Raw genomic sequence first — 15,886 nt, forward strand, 5'->3', positions numbered from 1 at the left:
CGGCTACAAGCCGCTGACCTTCGACGTTGCCGAGAGCTCGTAGACCAGGGTGATCGTGCGGCGGCCGCCCGGCGGAAGGGGGACGGACCAGTGGGCGATGCCCTCGGCGTCGACCGCGTCGGGGGCCGGCGAGCAGGACGCTTCACGGACGCGCACCTCGACCGCCGAGACCTCGGAGACCGGGATCCGCTCCCGGACCACGACCACCCGGTCGCCCTGCTCACCGGGGGCCGCGAAGCGCGACAGGTGCAGGCGGACGGTGCGGGTGACCACCGTGCGCTGGGTGAGGCCGGTGGTGTCGCGGGACTCCTCCGTGTGGCGGACCACCCGGTGGTCGTCGCTGCTGCCGAAGGCGAGCTCCACCGGCGCGCCGGGCGCCGTGAAGTCCAGCGTGCCGCGGCCCGTGAAGCCGCTCCCGCGGACCAGGTCCACCGGCCCGGCGAGCAGCGCGTGACCGGACCGGTTGGCGCCCCGCACCACCTGGGTCACCAGCGGCGACAGCTCCGGCGAGCAGGCGTACTCGCTGCTCACGGGCGTGGTGAAGGAGGAGACGGCCACCCGGTGCGCCCGGCCGTCCGCCGGCACGGACACCGGCGCGGGGGCGCTCAGGACCCGCACCTCGCCGCCGTCATCTACGCCCGGCAGCCCCAGCACCGAGGCCGGGCCGAGGTCCCCGATCTCCTCCTCGCGCAGCTCCACGTCGACCGTGCGGCGCTCCGCGGCGGACCGGTCCGTCAGCGTCAGGCGGTCCTCCGAGAGCCGCGGGGGATCGGTGGCCAGGGCCGACCGGGCGGTCGACAGGGTCAGCCGTACGTCCGACCAGTCCTCGCCCGTGCGCTGCCAGACCACGGCGTCGGTCTCCAGCGTCAGGGAGTCGCCGTCCAGCACGGCCCGGTACGCCGGACGCCACAGCGCGCACGGCGTCAGGTGGGTCAGGCGCAGGCCGACCGGCGCGGCGACCGCGCTCTCGACCGTCAGCTCGACGTACGCGTCCAGCTCGGCGGGCTGCGTCTCGGCCGACTCCATGGCCCGCAAGATCTCGCCGAGCTCGGTCCCGAGGGTCGTCAGGCGGGCCTCGGCGGCGCGCAGCTCCTCGCCGTACGCGTCGCGCTCCGCGTCGACCCGCTCCAGCTCGGCCGACCAGCGGGCCGCTTCGGTCTCCCCGTGGCCGGCGCCCTCGCCGACCTCGCGCAGGAGATCGGCGGCGAGCCGGCCGAGCAGACCGACCCGGGTCCGCAGGCGGTCGCGCCGCCGCTCCAGCGCGAACCGCTCCTCCTCGAGTGCATGGACGCGCCGGCGGAGCGCGGAGTCGTCGGCGGACGGCTGCGGCCCGCGCGGCGTCCAGGCGCGGACGAGGCGCACGTCGAGGACGGCCGCCGGATGGTCGGCGGTGAGCTCGGCGTGCAGGGTGCGGTCGACGGCCAGTGCGCCGACCGGTCCGAGACGCAGCCGCTGGACCCCGGCCGCGAGGTCGAGCACGGTGGTGCGCTCGACGTGGGCGCGGTCCTCCAGGCAGGTGACGGCCGTGACGGGAAGGGCGATCGGCTTGGGATCCGTGGACATGATGCGCGTCAGCTCCTGCGGTTGCCGCCGGTCAGGGCCTTGCCGGCCGGAATACGGATCTCGTAGCCGCCGTCGAGGGCGGTGGTGCCGCCGGCGGGCAGGTCCACCCGCCAGACACGCGTCCCGGGGACGTGCCGCTCGGGCCCCGCGCCCTCCTCGGGGGTCAGCCAGTCCGCCCGCTCCTCGATGCGGACGTCCGGCTCCGAGGTGACGGGCACGCGCTCGCGGACCTCGACGGTGACCGGCCGGGCGAGCCGGTTCGCCAGCTCCACGTGGACGCGGTGGTCAAGAACGGTGATGTGGTTCCGCAGTCCGGCGGTCGACTCGTTCAGGTTCGTACGCCGGGTGACCCGGATGCCCTCGGCCGGACCGAGCCCCACCCGCCGGACCCCGCCGGGCGCGAGCGTGGGCAGCGCGGCGGTCAGCAGGAAGTCGTCGTCCACCGTGACCTCCACCGGTCCCGCGAGCAGTGCCTGATCGGTGGCGTTGGACACCACCAGCGTCGCGTACACGGTCGGCTCGACGGACGGCACCGCCAGGTATTCGGTGCGCAGCCCGACCCGCAGCTCGGCCACGGTGACGGTGTGCCAGGTGCCGTCGGACGGGATGTCGGCGGGCGCGGCGGCGTCGAAGCGGTGGTCGAAGGAACCCGCCGACTCGCGCGGGCGCACGGCGTGGCCCGGCAGCGGCAGGGAGGCCACCGCCTCGGCCCGGCGACGGTGCTCTGCCGCCACCGCGTCGAAGGGCGACGCGGGAAAGAGCCGGCCGCGGCGCCCGCCCGGCTCGTCCGGGCCGCTCAGGACGAGCCCGGCGTAGTCCAGCTCCGCGCCGCTGGGCTGCGGCGGTCCGGGCGGGGGCGGCGCTACGGGCGCGGGGGCCGCGGCCGGCGCGGGAACCGGTGCCTGCGCCTGCGGCGGTGCGGCCATGCCGGGAGCGGCGGGGCCGGCCGGGGCCCTGCGGGCCGCGGGCGCCGCGGAGCGGCTGACGGCGCTCGGCGGACCGCCCGGCGCCGCCCCGTAGACCTCCGGGGGCCCGCCGTACGCGCCGCCGGGCGCGGGAGGCGGGGGCGGCGAGCCGTAGGCCGGCGGCGCCATGGCCGGCACGCCGGTCATCGGCGGCGGGGGCGGGGCCGTCGGGAGCGGGGCGGGAACGGGCGCGGGAAGAGAAGCGGGGACGGCAGCAGGGATGGCAGGGGAGGTGTGGCCGGCCGCCACGGGCAGGGGCGCGGCCGCGACCGGCCGCGGGCCCGCCGCGTCGTACCCGGTGAAAAGGTCCGCGAGGCCCGCGGGGGGCTCCCGCCAGCCGGAGGGCGCGGCGGCGGGCTGCCGGCGGCCGATCCGCATCGAACGGAGCTTCGGCAGGTCGGTACGGCGCCGGAGATCGGCGGTGGCGAGGGCGAGGCGCACGCCGGTCCAGTCCTCACCCGTGCGCTGGGCGACGGAGGCGCGCAGTACCAGGTGGCCGGTGCCGTCTCCCTGACGGTGGTTCAGGCGGTACGTGGGCACCCACACGGCGCCCGGGACCCCGTACTCCAGCTCCACCTCCGCGTCCGGCTCCGCCGCGCCGTCCGCGCGGCGGGCAGCGGACTCGGCGCCGGGCTCGGCGGCGAACTCGGCGGGCAGGTCGAGGGTCAGGACCGCCGAGACCGTGGTCCGCACCAGCGCCGAGGGCGCGTCCGTCGAGGCCCGGGCGAGCCGGTCCACGGCGATGCCGAGCTCGTGCTCGACCTCGCGCAGCGCCTCCTCCAGTTCGGCCAGGCGGGCGTGCAGCCCGGTCAGCCGCTCGTCGACGAAGGCGGCGAGGTCCAGCCACGCGTCCACCGGGGTACGGCGGTGCGGGTCCTCGCGCCGACGGGGCGGGGGCACCGGGTGGAGCCCCTCGGTCTCCTTGATCAGGGTCGTCTGCCGGTCCCGGCGGGCCTGGGCCGCCGCGTACGCGTCACGCAGCCGGTCGACCTCACGGCGCAGCACGTCGGGCGAAGCGCCGTCGAGGGGCTCGGCCTCCGTCTCCACCCGCGCCTCGGTGACCCGTACGCCGGCGGCGCCGCCGACGACCCGGGCCCGCAGCGAGCCGGGGTCCAGCGAGCGCGGCAGTCCCGTCACCCGCAGCCGTCCGCCGCCGGGCGGCAGGCTGCCCCGCGCCACGCGGCGGCAGAGCGCGCCCTGCGCGTACACCACGACCGATTCGAGGGTCGAACCCCACGTCCGTGCCGCCCCGGTCTCCGCCGTCATACGTCCCCCGCCCCGCCCGTCGCCTCCACGTGCTGGGCGAAGCCTAGCGGGAGCGAGGCCCCGGAACCGGCCCCGGAACCGGTTTGGCAAGCCGCCCCGGAAACCGGTTGGCGAGCCGCCCCGGAAACCGGTTGGCGAGCCGCCCCGGAAACCGGTTGGCGAGCCACCCCGGAAGCGGTTCGGCAGGCGGCCCCGAATCCGGTTCGGGAAGCCGTCCTGGAGACGGGAAACCGGCACGTGGATCCGCGCCCGAACCGGCAGGTGCCCCGCCTCCGGAACCGGCTCGTACCCCACGCCCCGAGTTATCCACAGGTTTCGGCGGGCGGGTCGGAGCGTCGGTGCAGGCCGCTAGGCTTTTGGAATGACCCTCACCGACGCTTCCTCCGAGATCTCCGACGCCTTGCAGGTGCTCCGCCGCGTCTTCGGTTACGACTCCTTCCGCGGCGAGCAGGAAGCGATCATCGAGCAGGTCGTGTCGGGCGGCGACGCCCTCGTGCTGATGCCGACCGGCGGCGGCAAGTCGCTCTGCTATCAGATCCCGGCGCTGGTCAGACCGGGCACGGGCATCGTGATCTCGCCGCTGATCGCGCTCATGCAGGACCAGGTGGACGCGCTCACCGCGCTCGGCGTGCGGGCCGGCTTCCTCAACTCGACGCAGGACCCGTACGAGCGGCAGGCCGTCGAGCAGGCCTTCCTCGCCGGCGAGCTCGACGTCCTCTACCTGGCTCCCGAGCGGCTGCGAGGCGAAGGGACGCAGCGGCTGCTCGACCGGGGCACGGTGTCGGTCTTCGCGATCGACGAGGCGCACTGTGTCGCCCAGTGGGGCCACGACTTCCGGCCCGATTACCTCGGTCTCTCGATGCTGCACGAGCGCTGGCCCAAGGTGCCGCGGATCGCGCTGACCGCGACCGCCACCGAGGCCACCCGTGCGGAGATCGCCGAGCGACTGGGGCTCCGGGAGGCCCGGCAGTTCGTCGCCAGCTTCGACCGGCCCAACATCCAGTACCGCATCGCGCCCAAGGCCAACGCGCTCAAGCAGGTCCTCGAACTGATCCGCACGGAGCACGAGGGCGACGCCGGCGTCGTCTACTGCCTGTCCCGTTCCTCCGTCGAGAAGACCGCCGCCTTCCTGGTGGAGCACGGGATCGACGCCGTGCCGTACCACGCCGGCATGGACGCGGCCTCACGGGCGGCGAACCAGGCGCGCTTCCTGCGCGAGGACGGGGTCGTGGTCGTCGCCACCATCGCCTTCGGCATGGGCATCGACAAGCCGGACGTGCGCTTCGTGGCCCACCTGGACCTGCCGAAGTCGGTCGAGGGCTACTACCAGGAGACGGGTCGCGCCGGACGCGACGGCGAACCGGCCACGGCCTGGCTCGCCTACGGGCTCCAGGACGTGGTCCAGCAGCGCAAGCTCATCGACGGCTCCGAGGGCGACGAGACCCACCGGCGCTCGCTGGCCGCGCACCTGGACGCGATGCTCGCCCTGTGCGAGACGGTCGAGTGCCGTCGCGTGCGGCTGCTCGCGTACTTCGGGCAGTCGGCCGAGCCGTGCGGGAACTGCGACACGTGCCTGACCCCGGCCGAGTCGTGGGACGGGACGGTCGCGGCGCAGAAGCTGCTGTCCACGGTGTGGCGGCTGGCCAAGGAGCGGCGTCAGAAGTTCGGTGCCGGGCAGATCATCGACATCCTGCAGGGCAAGAAGACCGCCAAGGTGATCCAGTTCGACCACGACGCCCTCTCGGTGTTCGGCGTCGGCGCGGATCTGTCCGTGGCGGAGTGGCGGGGCGTCGTGCGGCAGCTGCTCGCCCAGGGGCTGCTCGCGGTCGAGGGCGACTACGGGACGCTCGTGCTCACGGACGGCAGCGGCGAGGTGCTCGGCGGGCGCCGCAGCGTTCCCCTGCGTAAGGAGAAGGCGCCGGCCGCCGCCTCCCGCAAGGCTTCCGGGACGAGCTCCGGCAAGGGTGCCCGGGTCCCGGTCGACCTGCCGGCCACCGCCGTGCCGGTCTTCGAGGCGCTCCGCGCCTGGCGGGCCGCCACGGCACGCGAGCAGGGCGTCCCGGCCTATGTCGTCTTCCACGACGCGACCCTGCGCGAGATCGCGACCCGGCTCCCGACGACGGTCGCGGAGCTGGGCACGATCGGCGGCGTCGGCGAGGCCAAGCTGACGAAGTACGGCGAGGGCGTCCTCGGCGCACTGGCCGAGTACGGCGCCGCGGCGCCGGCCGCGGCCTCCGCCGCGGGCGCGACCTCCGGCCCGGCTGGGACTCCTGCCCCGGCCCCGAGCGCCGCCCCGGCCGCGGCCTCCACCCCGGCCCCGAGCGCCGGCTCGGCTCCGGCCCCGGCGGCCGTCCCGGCCCCCGCCGGCCCGCGCGCCTCCTCCGCGTCTGCCACCGCTCCCGCCACGCCCACCCGGCGCCGGCCGGTCGGGCCGGCAGAGGATTCGCCCTTCGACCCCTTCGACCCGGAGGAGGAGCCGCCGTGGGACGACTGGGAGTGACGGGAGTGACGGGAGGATCAGCCGGGAGCTGACCGGCGGAGCACGGTCCGTGCCCGCGGCCTCGGTGGATGCGGTCGGCCGGGGCCCGCGCCGTGGCGTCCGGCCGCCGGTGCGCCGCGGACGTCGCGCCGCGCAGCCGGTCTGCGCCTGCCGGCGCTTGCCGGCGCCGTGTTCGTCCGTCAGGCCAGCTTCTTGAGTACCTCGGCCGCCAGCGGGGCGGAGGAGGCCGGGTTCTGACCGGTGATCAGGTTGCGGTCGACGACCACGTGGGGGGCCCACGGCTCGCCGACCACGACGTCGACGCCGGCCTCGAGGAGACGGGTCTCCAGGAGCCACGCGGCCTTGTCGGCCAAACCGGCCTGGGTCTCCTCGGCATTCGAGAAGGCGGCGACCCGGTAGCCGGCGAAGGCGTTGGTGCCGTCCTCCCGCACGGCCGCGAGAAGCGCGGCGGGAGCGTGGCAGACGACGGCGAGCGGCCTGCCGGAGGCGAGCGCGTCGATGAGCAGCCGTCCGGAGGTCGCGTCCACGGACAGGTCCTCCATCGGGCCGTGCCCACCGGGGTAGAGGACGGCGGCGTAGTCGTCGAGGCGCACGTCCTCGAGACGGATCGGATCCTTGAGCTCCGTGAAGGAGTCCAGGACGGCGGCGATCCGGTCGGCGCCTTCCTGTCCGCCGTTCACCTCGGGGGCGAGGCTGCTCTCGTCCACGGTCGGCACCACACCGCCCGGGGTGGCGACGACGATCTCGTGGCCGGCGGCCGTGAACGCCTCGTACGGGGCGGCGGCCTCCTCCGCCCAGAACCCGGTGGGGTGCTCGGTGCCGTCGGCGAGGGTCCAGTGGTCGGTGCCGGTCATCACGAAAAGGATCTTCGACATGAGTGTCTCCAAGAGGGGCGGGCCGCGGCGGGCCCGAGGTTCCGGGGCCGCACGCTCCGGCGCTCCGCGAACCTGGTGCTGAGGAGGCGGGTCGTCGGTGCGGCGGCGACGTACTCGAACGTAAGACCTCCGTCGCGGGTGTGGCCAATGAGGAAACCGATGTCTGCCATCGGCCTTCCGATGGGCCCTACAGGAATACCGCTCGACTGCCCCGGGGTGCCGCCGACTCGCGGCGACGCTCACTCGGCCGACGCTGCCCCCGCCGGTGCGGCAGCCGGTGCGGCCCCTGCACCTGCGGCCCCCGCCGGTGCCGCCGCCGAGGCCGCAGGTGTGGAGTCAGCCGGCGAGGCTGCCCCTGCCGGTGCGGCCCCCACCGAGGCCGCAGGTGCGGAGTCCGCCGGCGACGCCGCCCCCGCCCGTACGGCACCTGCCGGTGCGGCGCCCGACCGTGCGGACTCCGCCTGCGTGCCGCCACGGAAGGTGCGCCGGTACGCGAGCGGGGAGACGCCGATCGCGGCGTGCAGATGCTCGCGCAGGGACGTTCCGCCGGCGAAGCCGACCTGCCCCGCGATCTCGTCCACGGCGAGGTCGGTGGTCTCCAGGAGGTGCCGGGCACGGAACAGCCGCTGCTGGATCAGCCAGCGGCCGGGGCTCGTCCCGACCTCCTCGCCGAAGCGCCGCGCGAAGGTGCGCAGACTCATCCGGGCGTGCTCGGCGAGCTCCGCCAGCGACAGCGGCTCGTGCAGGTGCTCCAGGGCCCATTGGCGGGTGGCCGAGGTGCCGTTCGTGGCCGTCTCGGGCACCGGGTGCTCGATGTACTGCGCCTGGCCGCCGTCCCGCCACGGCGGTACGACGCAGGCCCGGGCCGCCTGGTTGGCGACGGCGGCGCCGTGGTCCTTGCGTACGAGGTGGAGGCACACGTCGACGCCGGAGGCGGCGCCGGCCGAGGTGAGCACGTCACCGTCGTCCACGAACAGCACGTCCGGGTCGAGCGCCACCCGCGGGTACCAGGACCGGAAGACGTCCGCCAGGGACCAGTGGGTGGTGGCGGGCCTGCCGTCGAGCAGCCCCGCCGCGGCCAGGACGAAGGCCCCGGTGCAGATCGACACGAGCCGCGCGCCCGACGGCACGGCGGCCAGCGCCTCGCCGACTCCGGGCGCCGACTCCCTTGTGATCAGGGAGGGTTCGATCGACGGAACCAGCACGGTGTCGGCCGTCGCGAGGATCTCCGGGCCGTGCTCGACGGTGACCGAGAAGTCCGCGTTCGTGGCGACGGGTCCGCCGTCGAGCGAGCAGGTGAGCACCTCGTAACGGCCCCAGGTCGCGCCGAAGACCCGGCTGGGGATGCCGAGTTCGAAGGGGTACACCCCGTCAAGGGCGAGGACGACGACACGATGGACACCCATGGCACGATCCCGTCGAAGATTGGCAATCACGCCATGGTACGGCCCAGGGGGCTCCGGCCAGGCTGGGGCTCATGACGAACGACACCACGATGCGCGCCATCAGCCAGGACACCCACGGAGCTCCCGACGTCTTGAGGGAGGTCGTGCTGCCGCGGCCCGCCCCGGGCCCCGGCCAGATCCTCGTCGCCGTCCGCGCGGCCGGAGTCAACCCGACCGACTGGAAGCACCGGGCGGGACGCCTGTTCCTCGACCGGCTGCCGCTCGTCCTCGGCTGGGACGTCTCCGGCCTGGTCGAGGCCGTCGGCTTCGGCGTCACCCTCTTCAAGCCGGGCGACGAGGTCTTCGGGATGCTGCCCTACCCGCACGGCGTCGGTGCCCACGCCGAGTACGTCACCGCCCCCGCCCGTGCCTTCGCCGCCAAGCCCGCCGGCATCGACCACGTCCAGGCCGGCGCCCTGCCGCTCGCCGCCCTCACCGCGTACCAGGCGCTCGTCGACACCGCCGACGTCCGCGCCGGTCAGCGGGTCCTGATCCACGCCGCCGCCGGGGGCGTCGGCCACCTCGCCGTCCAGATCGCCAAGGCCCGCGGCGCCCACGTCATCGGCACGGCCAGCGCCCCCAAGCACGCGTTCCTGCGCTCACTCGGTGCGGACGAGGTCATCGACTACCGCACCGGCGACTTCCGCGACGCTGTCCAGGACGTCGACATGGTCCTCGACCCGCTCTCCGGCGACACCCGCACCCGCTCCCTGGACGTCCTCCGGCCCGGCGGCGTCCTCGTCTCCATCCTCCCCGGTACCGACCCCGACGACCTGGTCAAGGCAGCGGCCCGCGGGGTGCGCGTCGAGACGCTCCTCGTCGAGGCCGACCACTCCGGGATGAAGGCCGTCGCCGAACTCGCCGCGTCCGGCGCCCTGCGCGCCCACGTCGAGGCCGTCTTCCCCCTTGCCGAGGCCGCGAAGGCCCACGCACTGGGCGAGACGGACCGCACCACCGGAAAGATCGTCCTCACCGTGCCGTAGCGGGCCGGGGGACCGTGGCGCGGTTCCGTAAGCCACTACCGGGTCCCTGCCGGGTCGCCGATGGTCCACCGCTTCTGGCCCCTCCGGGCCCCCAGGCCTCCGGGCGTCCGAACCTCCGGGCCTCCGGGCCTCCGGCCCCCTCAGGCCCCGCCTAACGCCCCGCCGCCAGCCGACGCGCGTGTTCCTCCCACGCGGCGGTCAGTCGGTCGACGGCCGGCTCCAGGGTCTGCGGCGACTCCGCGAACGAGAGCCGCAGGCCGTCGCGGTGGCGGCCGTCGACGCAGGCCGTGGCGCCGGGCGCGACCAGGACTCCGTAGCGGGCCGCCAGATGAGCGAAGGACTCGCTGTCGGGCACCGGCAGCGTCAGCCACAAGGAGGGCCCGGCCTGCGGGACCTCGGCCCGCCAGGCCGGCAACTGGCCTTCGAGCAGAGTCAGGAGCAGGTCGCGGCGCTCCCGCAGGGCTCCGCGCAGCTCCTCGTACCAGCCGCTGTCGGCGGCGCGCAGCAGCCGGGCGGCGAGGAGCTGGGCCGGGACGCCCGGCGCCAGGTCCTGGCTCGCGCGGAGCCGCAGCAGACAGGCGTGCAACGGGGCCGGGGCGCGCAGCCAGCCGATCCGCAGGCCCGCCCAGAAGGTCTTGGAGAGCGAACCGAGCGCGACCACCGACTCCTCCTCGGCGGCGAGGGGGACGTGCGCCGGCCGGCCGGGCTCCAGGTCGAGTCCGGCCTGCGCGAGGTCCTCGACGAGGACGGCCCGGTGGCGGCGCGCCAGGTCGAGCAGGGCCGCGCGGCGGGCGCTGCCGAGGACGGCGCCGGTGGGGTTGTGGGCCGCCGGGTCGACGTAGACGAGCGGGGCGCGCAGCCGGGCGGCGGCCCGGTCGACGGCCGGCGGCTGGAGCCCGAGGCCGTCGACCGGCACCGGTACGAGCCGTCCCTGGCGGCCCGTCACCAGCCCGGCGAGGCCGGGGTAGGTCGGGCAGCCGGTGATCACCGAGCGCTGCGGGGCGACCAGTGCCTCCGCGACCAGCGCGAGGGCCTGCTGGGCGCCCGCGGTGACGATCAGCTGCTCCGGGGTGGTCGGAAGTCCGAGGCGGTCGGTGAGGTGGGCGGCGAGGGCGGTGCGCAGCTCGGGCAGTCCGGCCGGGTCCATGCCGTGCCCCTCGAAGTCCGTCACGCGCAACGAGGCGTCGACGGGCGGCAGATGACCGGTGCCCGCCGGAACGGACAGGGACAGGTCGATCGTGTCCCCGTCGCCCGCGAGCCGGCGCAGCAGCAGGGCGGAGCCGGAGGTCTCGGGCGGGGTCCGGGTCCAGCTCGGCCGGGGACGTACGTAACTGCCGGCCCCCTGTCGGCGTTCCACGAGACCGGCCTCGGCCAGCTCGTCGTAACCGCGCACCACCGTTCCCCGGCTCACCCCGAGCGCGTCGGCGAGCAGCCGCTCGGCGGGCAGCCGGGCGCCGGCGTCCACCCGACGGCGTTCGATCGTCTCGGCCAGGACCGCGGCGATCCGCCGGTAGCGGGGTCCGGGACGGTCCCGCCAGCCGTCCAGGGCGATCCGCACCCACCACTCCAGATCCTGGTCCATTCCGCCATATTGGCACTGTCCGGTGACGCCGGACCCCGCGCACCCTGGTCTCCGAAGACAGCGGCGGTCGGTCCCGTGCGGGGCGGCCGCCGGGAGAACGGGACAAGGAGAACACCGTGGAACCGAGCCCCACGCTGGCCAGACGCCTGTGGGAGGCCATCGAGCCGATCCACGCCGTCGTGTACTTCGCGCCGGAACCGGCCGCGGCCGCCCGGGCGATCGGACTCATCGGCTTCTGGATGGGCTACTTCGCCGGCCGCATCGCCCCGCTCGGCCCCCTCACCGCCCCCGCCGCCAACGCCCTCTGCTTCGCCTTCGCCCCCGCCCGGGTGGCCCGGGCCCTGCCCGACGCATGGGCGTACGCGACTCCGGAGAAGGTGCTCGACAGCCGCATCGGGGCGGTACGGGCGACCCTGGCGCGCACCCTGCCGGCCACCGGCGGCGGCGACCTCGAACGCCTGGTGGCCCTGCTGGAGCGGGCCGTCGAGGGCTGCGGCTACGAGGGCCGGACGCTCGCCGCCGCCTGGTCCACCGTGCCGCGCCCCACCGACCTGCTCGGCCGGCTCTGGCTGGCCACCACGGTCCTGCGCGAGCACCGCGGCGACGGGCACGTCATCGCGATCGCCCACGCCGGGCTGACCGGACTCGACGCCGGCCTCGCCCACGTCGCCACCGGTCAGGTCTCCCGCGAGCTGCTCCAGACCAGCCGCGGCTGGTCCGACGCCGAATGGGAGCGGGCGCGGCGCCGGATGACGGGCCGGGGCCTGCTCGACCGCGACGCGCGCCTGACCCGGAGCGGCGGCACCCTGCGCCGGGAGATCGAGCACGCCACCGACCGGCTCGCCGGCGACCCCGTCACCCTGCTCGGCGCCACCGGCGTCGAGGAGGCCATCCGGCTGGCCGCCCCGCTCAGCCGCCACCTCGTCGACACCGGCGTCGTTCCGGTCCCCAACCCGATCGGGGCGCCACGCCCCTGACGGGCACCGCCTCGTCCACCCCCGCGGAAACTCGGCTTGACCTCGAAGGCTTTGGGTGAAACCTTCCGGCCGTGTGATCCGTCCTCCCCTCTGGGAGACGGTCAAGAACTCACGGGGAGTGGGCATTCCATGGGGCTGAAGGGCAAGTACACCGCGCAGATAGCCGTGGTGGCCTCGGCGGTGGCACTGAGTCTGGCGGCCTGGGGCGCCGCCGCGCTCACGGACACCGAGGCCACCGCGCAGGCGGGGGACTCCGGGAAGGGGCGGACGCCGGCGTCGCAGGGCAAGGAGCCGGCCCAGGTGCCACCGGTGAAGGTGCCCGAGAGCATCGCGCACGCCGCCGAGGCGGGCGGCACGGCGGTGAACATCACCATCGACGACGGCCCCGACCCGCAGTGGACGCCCAAGATGCTCGACATCCTCAAGGAGAACGACGTCAAGGCCGTGTTCTGCATGGTCGGACCGCGGGCGCAGGAGTACCCCGAGCTGGTCAAGCGGGTCGTCGCGGAGGGGCACCGGCTCTGCGACCACACCGTCACCCACGACACGACGATGGACAAGAAGTCCGTCGCGTACCAGAAGCAGCAGATCATGGACGCGAAGAAGATGATCGAGGACGCGGCCGGCGGCGCGAGGGTGGAGTACTACCGGGCGCCCGGCGGCGCCTTCACCCCGGACAGCCGGCGGATCGCCGCCGCGGCGGGCATGCGGCCGCTGGGCTGGAACGTGGACACGAAGGACTTCGAGAAGCCGGGCACGGCCGCGATCGTGCACACCGTCAAGAACGAGCTGTCCAACGGCCCGACGATCCTCTTCCACGACGGCGGCGGTGACCGCACCCAGACGGTCGCGGCCCTGGAGCAGGTGCTCCCGTGGCTGAAGGAGCAGGGCCACGCCTTCAGCTTCCCCGTCCGCGTGACCCCCTGAGGTCAGCGGCGCACCCGCCGACCGCCGTACCCCCCATGGTCATCGGGGTCGTCGGAGTCGTCGGGGCCGCCCTGTCCGTCCCGTCCGTCGAGCACGACCTGCCCGTCCCGCCGGTTGTGTCCGTCGCCCCCGTCGAGATCGTCCCGCCCGTCCCGCCGGCCGTGCCCGTCGCGCTCGTCCCGCCCGTCGCACCCGTCCCGGCTCAGGCCGTCGAGTGCCGCCCGTAGGCGCGCCACGCCGTCCTCCCGCCGCAGCCGTTCGGCTAGGGCGGCGGCGCGGCGCCGATAGGCCGGGTCGCGCGTGGCGGCGGTCAGCGCCTCGGCGAGCGGCTGCGGCGAGGTGAACCGGCTCAGGGGTACGGGGCCGGGCGAGACGCCTACGGCGACGAGCCGGGCGGCCCAGAAGGCGGCGTCGAACCACATCGGCAGAGGTACGGCGGGCACGCCGGCGCGCAGACCGGCGGCCGTCGTCCCGGCGCCCCCGTGGTGCACGACCGCCGCGACGCGCGGGAACAGCAGCGAGTGCGGCACCTCGCCGATGCTCAGCATGTCGTCCCCCTCGGCGTGGAGTCCGCTCCAGCCGGCCTGGATCACCCCGCGCAGCCCGGCCGCCCGCAGTGCCCGCACGACCAGCCCGCTCACCCGCTCCGGCTCGGCCACGGTCAGACTGCCCAGACCGACGAACACCGGGGGAGGCCCGGCGTCCAGGAAGTCGCGCAGGAGCTCGGGCAGTTCGGCGTCCGCCGAGGTGTAGGACCACCAGTAGCCGTCGATGCTCAGGCCCGGGCGCCAGTCCGGCGGGCGCGGCACCACGAGGCTGCTGAAGCCGTGGTGGACCGGCCGTTCGCGGCGCGCCCCGCTCCGGCCCCGGGCGCCGCCGAGCTCGCCCCGTACCTCGCGGGCGGCCCGGGCGAACACCAGCTCCAACGAGGCGTCGACGGCCCGCGCCGCCAGCCGGTTGCCCGCACCGCCCAGGGACCGCACACCGAGGACGGACGGCGGGAACGCCCGGGTGGGCGCGAGCGGTTGGAGGTGCAGATCCCGGCTCGGCAGCCCCAGGGCGTCGCCGATGACACGCCCCAGCGGAGCGACGGATCCGGCCAGCAGCAGCACGTCACTCGTACGCGCCGCCGCCACCATCCCCGGGGCGAGTTCACCGGCCAGCCTCCGGGCCATCGCCAGCATCGCCGCCAGTCTCCGCGGCCCGCTCCGGATGGTCAGGAGTCGCCGCCCGTCCTCGGACTCCAACTCGGCCCGCGGATCGACCGGCAGCCCGCGAAACGCGAGCCCGGCCTCCCGTACCAGTCCCGCGAACGACTCGTGGGTCACGACCGTGACCTCGTGCCCCGCCCGCGCCAGCCCGTGCCCGAGCCCGGCGAACGGCGCGACGTCCCCGCGCGAACCCGCTGTCATCAGTGCCACACGCATCGTCCGCAGTATGCCGGACCCACGCCCGTGAACGGCGGAGCCGCGACGGAGCCGCGACGGAGCGCGACGCAGCGAGCGACGAAAGCGAGAGCCGTACGACTGCCGCTGCCCAGGGCGGTTATGCCGTTCCAAGACCGGTACGGCGGCTCAAGCCCGCCCGACGGCTCAGTGCCCGATGCGCCCTAGGACGGGCGCCCCCCGAACTGCCAGTCGTGCACCTCGATGTCCGCGTACCGGTCCTCCGTCAGGATCGCGCGTGCCGCCTCCGCGTCCGGGGCTCGGAGGAGGGCTGCCGTGCCCAGCCACGCGGTGCCGTCGTCGGACAGCAGCGGGCCGTAGGCGATGAGCTCGTCCTGGTCGGCCGGGAGGCCGAGGTCGGCGGGCTCCCCCGTGCCGAGTCCGATCACCAGGTAGCGGGCACCGCCGGTGCGGCCGCCGGGGAAGTCCCACATGGTGCGTCCGAGGGTGTTGCGCCAGCGGCGCAGCATCACGTCGCGGTAGACGCCGGCCTGGTAGTTCGGCTCCTCGAAGGCGAACGCGCGGGCGGCGGCGAGATCGGGCAGGTCGACGATGTGCACGCTGCCGCTCGGGGTCTCGCCGTCGGGGCCGAACGTCGGGCCGCGGGCGATCAGCTCCTTCGCGAAGCGGTCCATGTAGGACCAGTGCGCTTCCAACAGCTCGTCGCGCAGCGGGAGGGAGCCGGGCCGGTCGCGGTGGTAGGTGAGGAACTCCATGAGCCGATGATCTCCTGGCGGGATGGCCGGCACCATCGAAATTCCGGCAGTCGGCACCGCACGGCGCCTCGCGCACGGCGCACGGCGCCCGGCGCCCGGCGCCCCGCGCAGACGTCCGGCGCCTGACGCCCGGCGCCCCGCGCCCGATGCCCGGCGCCCCGCGCACGACGCCCGACCGGTGTACGGCTCAGGCCGTGTGCGGCGCGACCGGGCGCTCGAAGAAGGTCTCCAGCACGACCGTCGCCTGCGTCCCGCTCACCCCGTCGATGGCGTAGATCCGCCGCAGCACGTCCTGGAGCTGTTCGGTGGTCGTCGTCCTGACCTTCACCAGCACCGAGGCGCTCCCGGCGATGACATGCGCCTCCAGGATCTCCGGCAGCGCGGCGAAGTCCTGGGCGGAGTCGCCCATCCAGGCGGTCGAGTCGACCATCACGTACGCCAGGACGCCGCCGCCCACCGCGGCCGGGTCCACCTCCACCGTCGTGCGCCGGATGACTCCGCGCTCGCGGAGCTTGCGTACGCGCTCGTGCGCCGCGCCCGCCGAGAGGCCCACGGCCCGGCCCAGAGCGGCGTAGGACTGGCTGGCGTCCTGCTGAAGCCGCGTCAGCAGCTCCCGGTCTATGTGATCCACGACTCTCCGTT

At 75.2% G+C, this 15,886-nt stretch carries 11 protein-coding genes and 1 pseudogene; 4 read left to right on the top strand and 8 right to left on the bottom strand.

Going from position 1 to position 15,886, the window contains the following annotated elements; all coding sequences use genetic code 11:
* Positions 1-3: 3 nt before the first annotated feature.
* The gene (locus ACIGXE_RS06865; protein WP_399744256.1) at positions 4-1,563 is read right to left on the bottom strand and encodes a DUF4139 domain-containing protein; all 1,560 of its coding nucleotides are present in this window, start codon (positions 1,561-1,563) and stop codon (positions 4-6) included.
* Positions 1,564-1,571: 8 nt separating this feature from the next.
* Positions 1,572-3,794: a DUF4139 domain-containing protein gene (locus tag ACIGXE_RS06870; protein ID WP_399744258.1), complete on the bottom strand. Its 2,223-nt coding sequence runs from the start codon at positions 3,792-3,794 to the stop codon at positions 1,572-1,574.
* Positions 3,795-4,155: 361 nt separating this feature from the next.
* On the opposite strand from ACIGXE_RS06870, the gene recQ reads away from it, so the two are divergent.
* Positions 4,156-6,294 (top strand): DNA helicase RecQ, encoded by a 2,139-nt coding sequence (recQ, locus tag ACIGXE_RS06875; RefSeq protein ID WP_399744260.1) that lies wholly within the window; start codon positions 4,156-4,158, stop codon positions 6,292-6,294.
* Positions 6,295-6,473: 179 nt separating this feature from the next.
* Here recQ and ACIGXE_RS06880 read toward each other — a convergent pair whose 3' ends face one another.
* Both ACIGXE_RS06880 and ACIGXE_RS06885 read right to left on the bottom strand, forming a co-directional pair.
* The gene (locus tag ACIGXE_RS06880) at positions 6,474-7,169 is read right to left on the bottom strand and encodes a type 1 glutamine amidotransferase domain-containing protein (protein ID WP_399744262.1); all 696 of its coding nucleotides are present in this window, start codon (positions 7,167-7,169) and stop codon (positions 6,474-6,476) included.
* A 473-nt stretch (positions 7,170-7,642) separates the two neighbouring features.
* Positions 7,643-8,575: pseudogene (locus ACIGXE_RS06885) on the bottom strand (GlxA family transcriptional regulator); the annotation flags it as partial.
* A gap of 89 nt (positions 8,576-8,664) precedes the next feature.
* On the opposite strand from ACIGXE_RS06885, the gene ACIGXE_RS06890 reads away from it, so the two are divergent.
* Positions 8,665-9,597: an NADP-dependent oxidoreductase gene (locus tag ACIGXE_RS06890; RefSeq protein WP_399745144.1), complete on the top strand. Its 933-nt coding sequence runs from the start codon at positions 8,665-8,667 to the stop codon at positions 9,595-9,597.
* Positions 9,598-9,748: 151 nt separating this feature from the next.
* Here ACIGXE_RS06890 and ACIGXE_RS06895 read toward each other — a convergent pair whose 3' ends face one another.
* Positions 9,749-11,179, bottom strand: a complete 1,431-nt coding sequence (locus tag ACIGXE_RS06895) for a PLP-dependent aminotransferase family protein (protein ID WP_399744264.1) — start codon at positions 11,177-11,179, stop codon at positions 9,749-9,751.
* A gap of 116 nt (positions 11,180-11,295) precedes the next feature.
* On the opposite strand from ACIGXE_RS06895, the gene ACIGXE_RS06900 reads away from it, so the two are divergent.
* Together ACIGXE_RS06900 and ACIGXE_RS06905 are read left to right on the top strand one after the other, a co-directional pair.
* The gene (locus ACIGXE_RS06900; RefSeq protein ID WP_399744266.1) at positions 11,296-12,156 is read left to right on the top strand and encodes a hypothetical protein; all 861 of its coding nucleotides are present in this window, start codon (positions 11,296-11,298) and stop codon (positions 12,154-12,156) included.
* A gap of 129 nt (positions 12,157-12,285) precedes the next feature.
* Positions 12,286-13,083 carry a polysaccharide deacetylase family protein gene (locus tag ACIGXE_RS06905; RefSeq protein ID WP_399744268.1) on the top strand — a complete coding sequence of 266 codons (798 nt, stop codon included), beginning with the start codon at positions 12,286-12,288 and terminating at the stop codon, positions 13,081-13,083.
* A 2-nt stretch (positions 13,084-13,085) separates the two neighbouring features.
* Here the strand turns inward: ACIGXE_RS06905 and ACIGXE_RS06910 are convergent, their stop codons facing one another.
* From ACIGXE_RS06910 to ACIGXE_RS06920, 3 genes are all read right to left on the bottom strand, one after another.
* Positions 13,086-14,510: a glycosyltransferase gene (locus ACIGXE_RS06910; protein WP_399744270.1), complete on the bottom strand. Its 1,425-nt coding sequence runs from the start codon at positions 14,508-14,510 to the stop codon at positions 13,086-13,088.
* Between the two features lie 182 nt (positions 14,511-14,692).
* Complete coding sequence (locus ACIGXE_RS06915; RefSeq protein WP_399744272.1) at positions 14,693-15,244, bottom strand: YciI family protein; 552 nt, start codon at positions 15,242-15,244, stop codon at positions 14,693-14,695.
* Between the two features lie 187 nt (positions 15,245-15,431).
* Positions 15,432-15,875: an Lrp/AsnC family transcriptional regulator gene (locus ACIGXE_RS06920; protein ID WP_399744274.1), complete on the bottom strand. Its 444-nt coding sequence runs from the start codon at positions 15,873-15,875 to the stop codon at positions 15,432-15,434.
* Positions 15,876-15,886: the final 11 nt, after the last annotated feature.

The sequence above is a fragment of the Streptomyces sp. NPDC053431 genome (assembly GCF_044544925.1).
Lineage (GTDB): Bacteria > Actinomycetota > Actinomycetes > Streptomycetales > Streptomycetaceae > Streptomyces.

Excerpts from the sequence above, each read along its gene's own strand:
- ACIGXE_RS06865 (WP_399744256.1), bottom strand. The coding sequence starts at position 1,563 with ATGTCCACGGATCCCAAGCCGATCGCCCTTCCCGTCACGGCCGTCACC.
- ACIGXE_RS06870 (WP_399744258.1), bottom strand. The coding sequence starts at position 3,794 with ATGACGGCGGAGACCGGGGCGGCACGGACGTGGGGTTCGACCCTCGAA.
- recQ (WP_399744260.1), top strand. The coding sequence starts at position 4,156 with ATGACCCTCACCGACGCTTCCTCCGAGATCTCCGACGCCTTGCAGGTG.
- ACIGXE_RS06880 (WP_399744262.1), bottom strand. The coding sequence starts at position 7,169 with ATGTCGAAGATCCTTTTCGTGATGACCGGCACCGACCACTGGACCCTC.
- ACIGXE_RS06890 (WP_399745144.1), top strand. The coding sequence starts at position 8,665 with ATGCGCGCCATCAGCCAGGACACCCACGGAGCTCCCGACGTCTTGAGG.
- ACIGXE_RS06895 (WP_399744264.1), bottom strand. The coding sequence starts at position 11,179 with ATGGACCAGGATCTGGAGTGGTGGGTGCGGATCGCCCTGGACGGCTGG.
- ACIGXE_RS06905 (WP_399744268.1), top strand. The coding sequence starts at position 12,286 with ATGGGGCTGAAGGGCAAGTACACCGCGCAGATAGCCGTGGTGGCCTCG.
- ACIGXE_RS06910 (WP_399744270.1), bottom strand. The coding sequence starts at position 14,510 with ATGCGTGTGGCACTGATGACAGCGGGTTCGCGCGGGGACGTCGCGCCG.
- ACIGXE_RS06915 (WP_399744272.1), bottom strand. The coding sequence starts at position 15,244 with ATGGAGTTCCTCACCTACCACCGCGACCGGCCCGGCTCCCTCCCGCTG.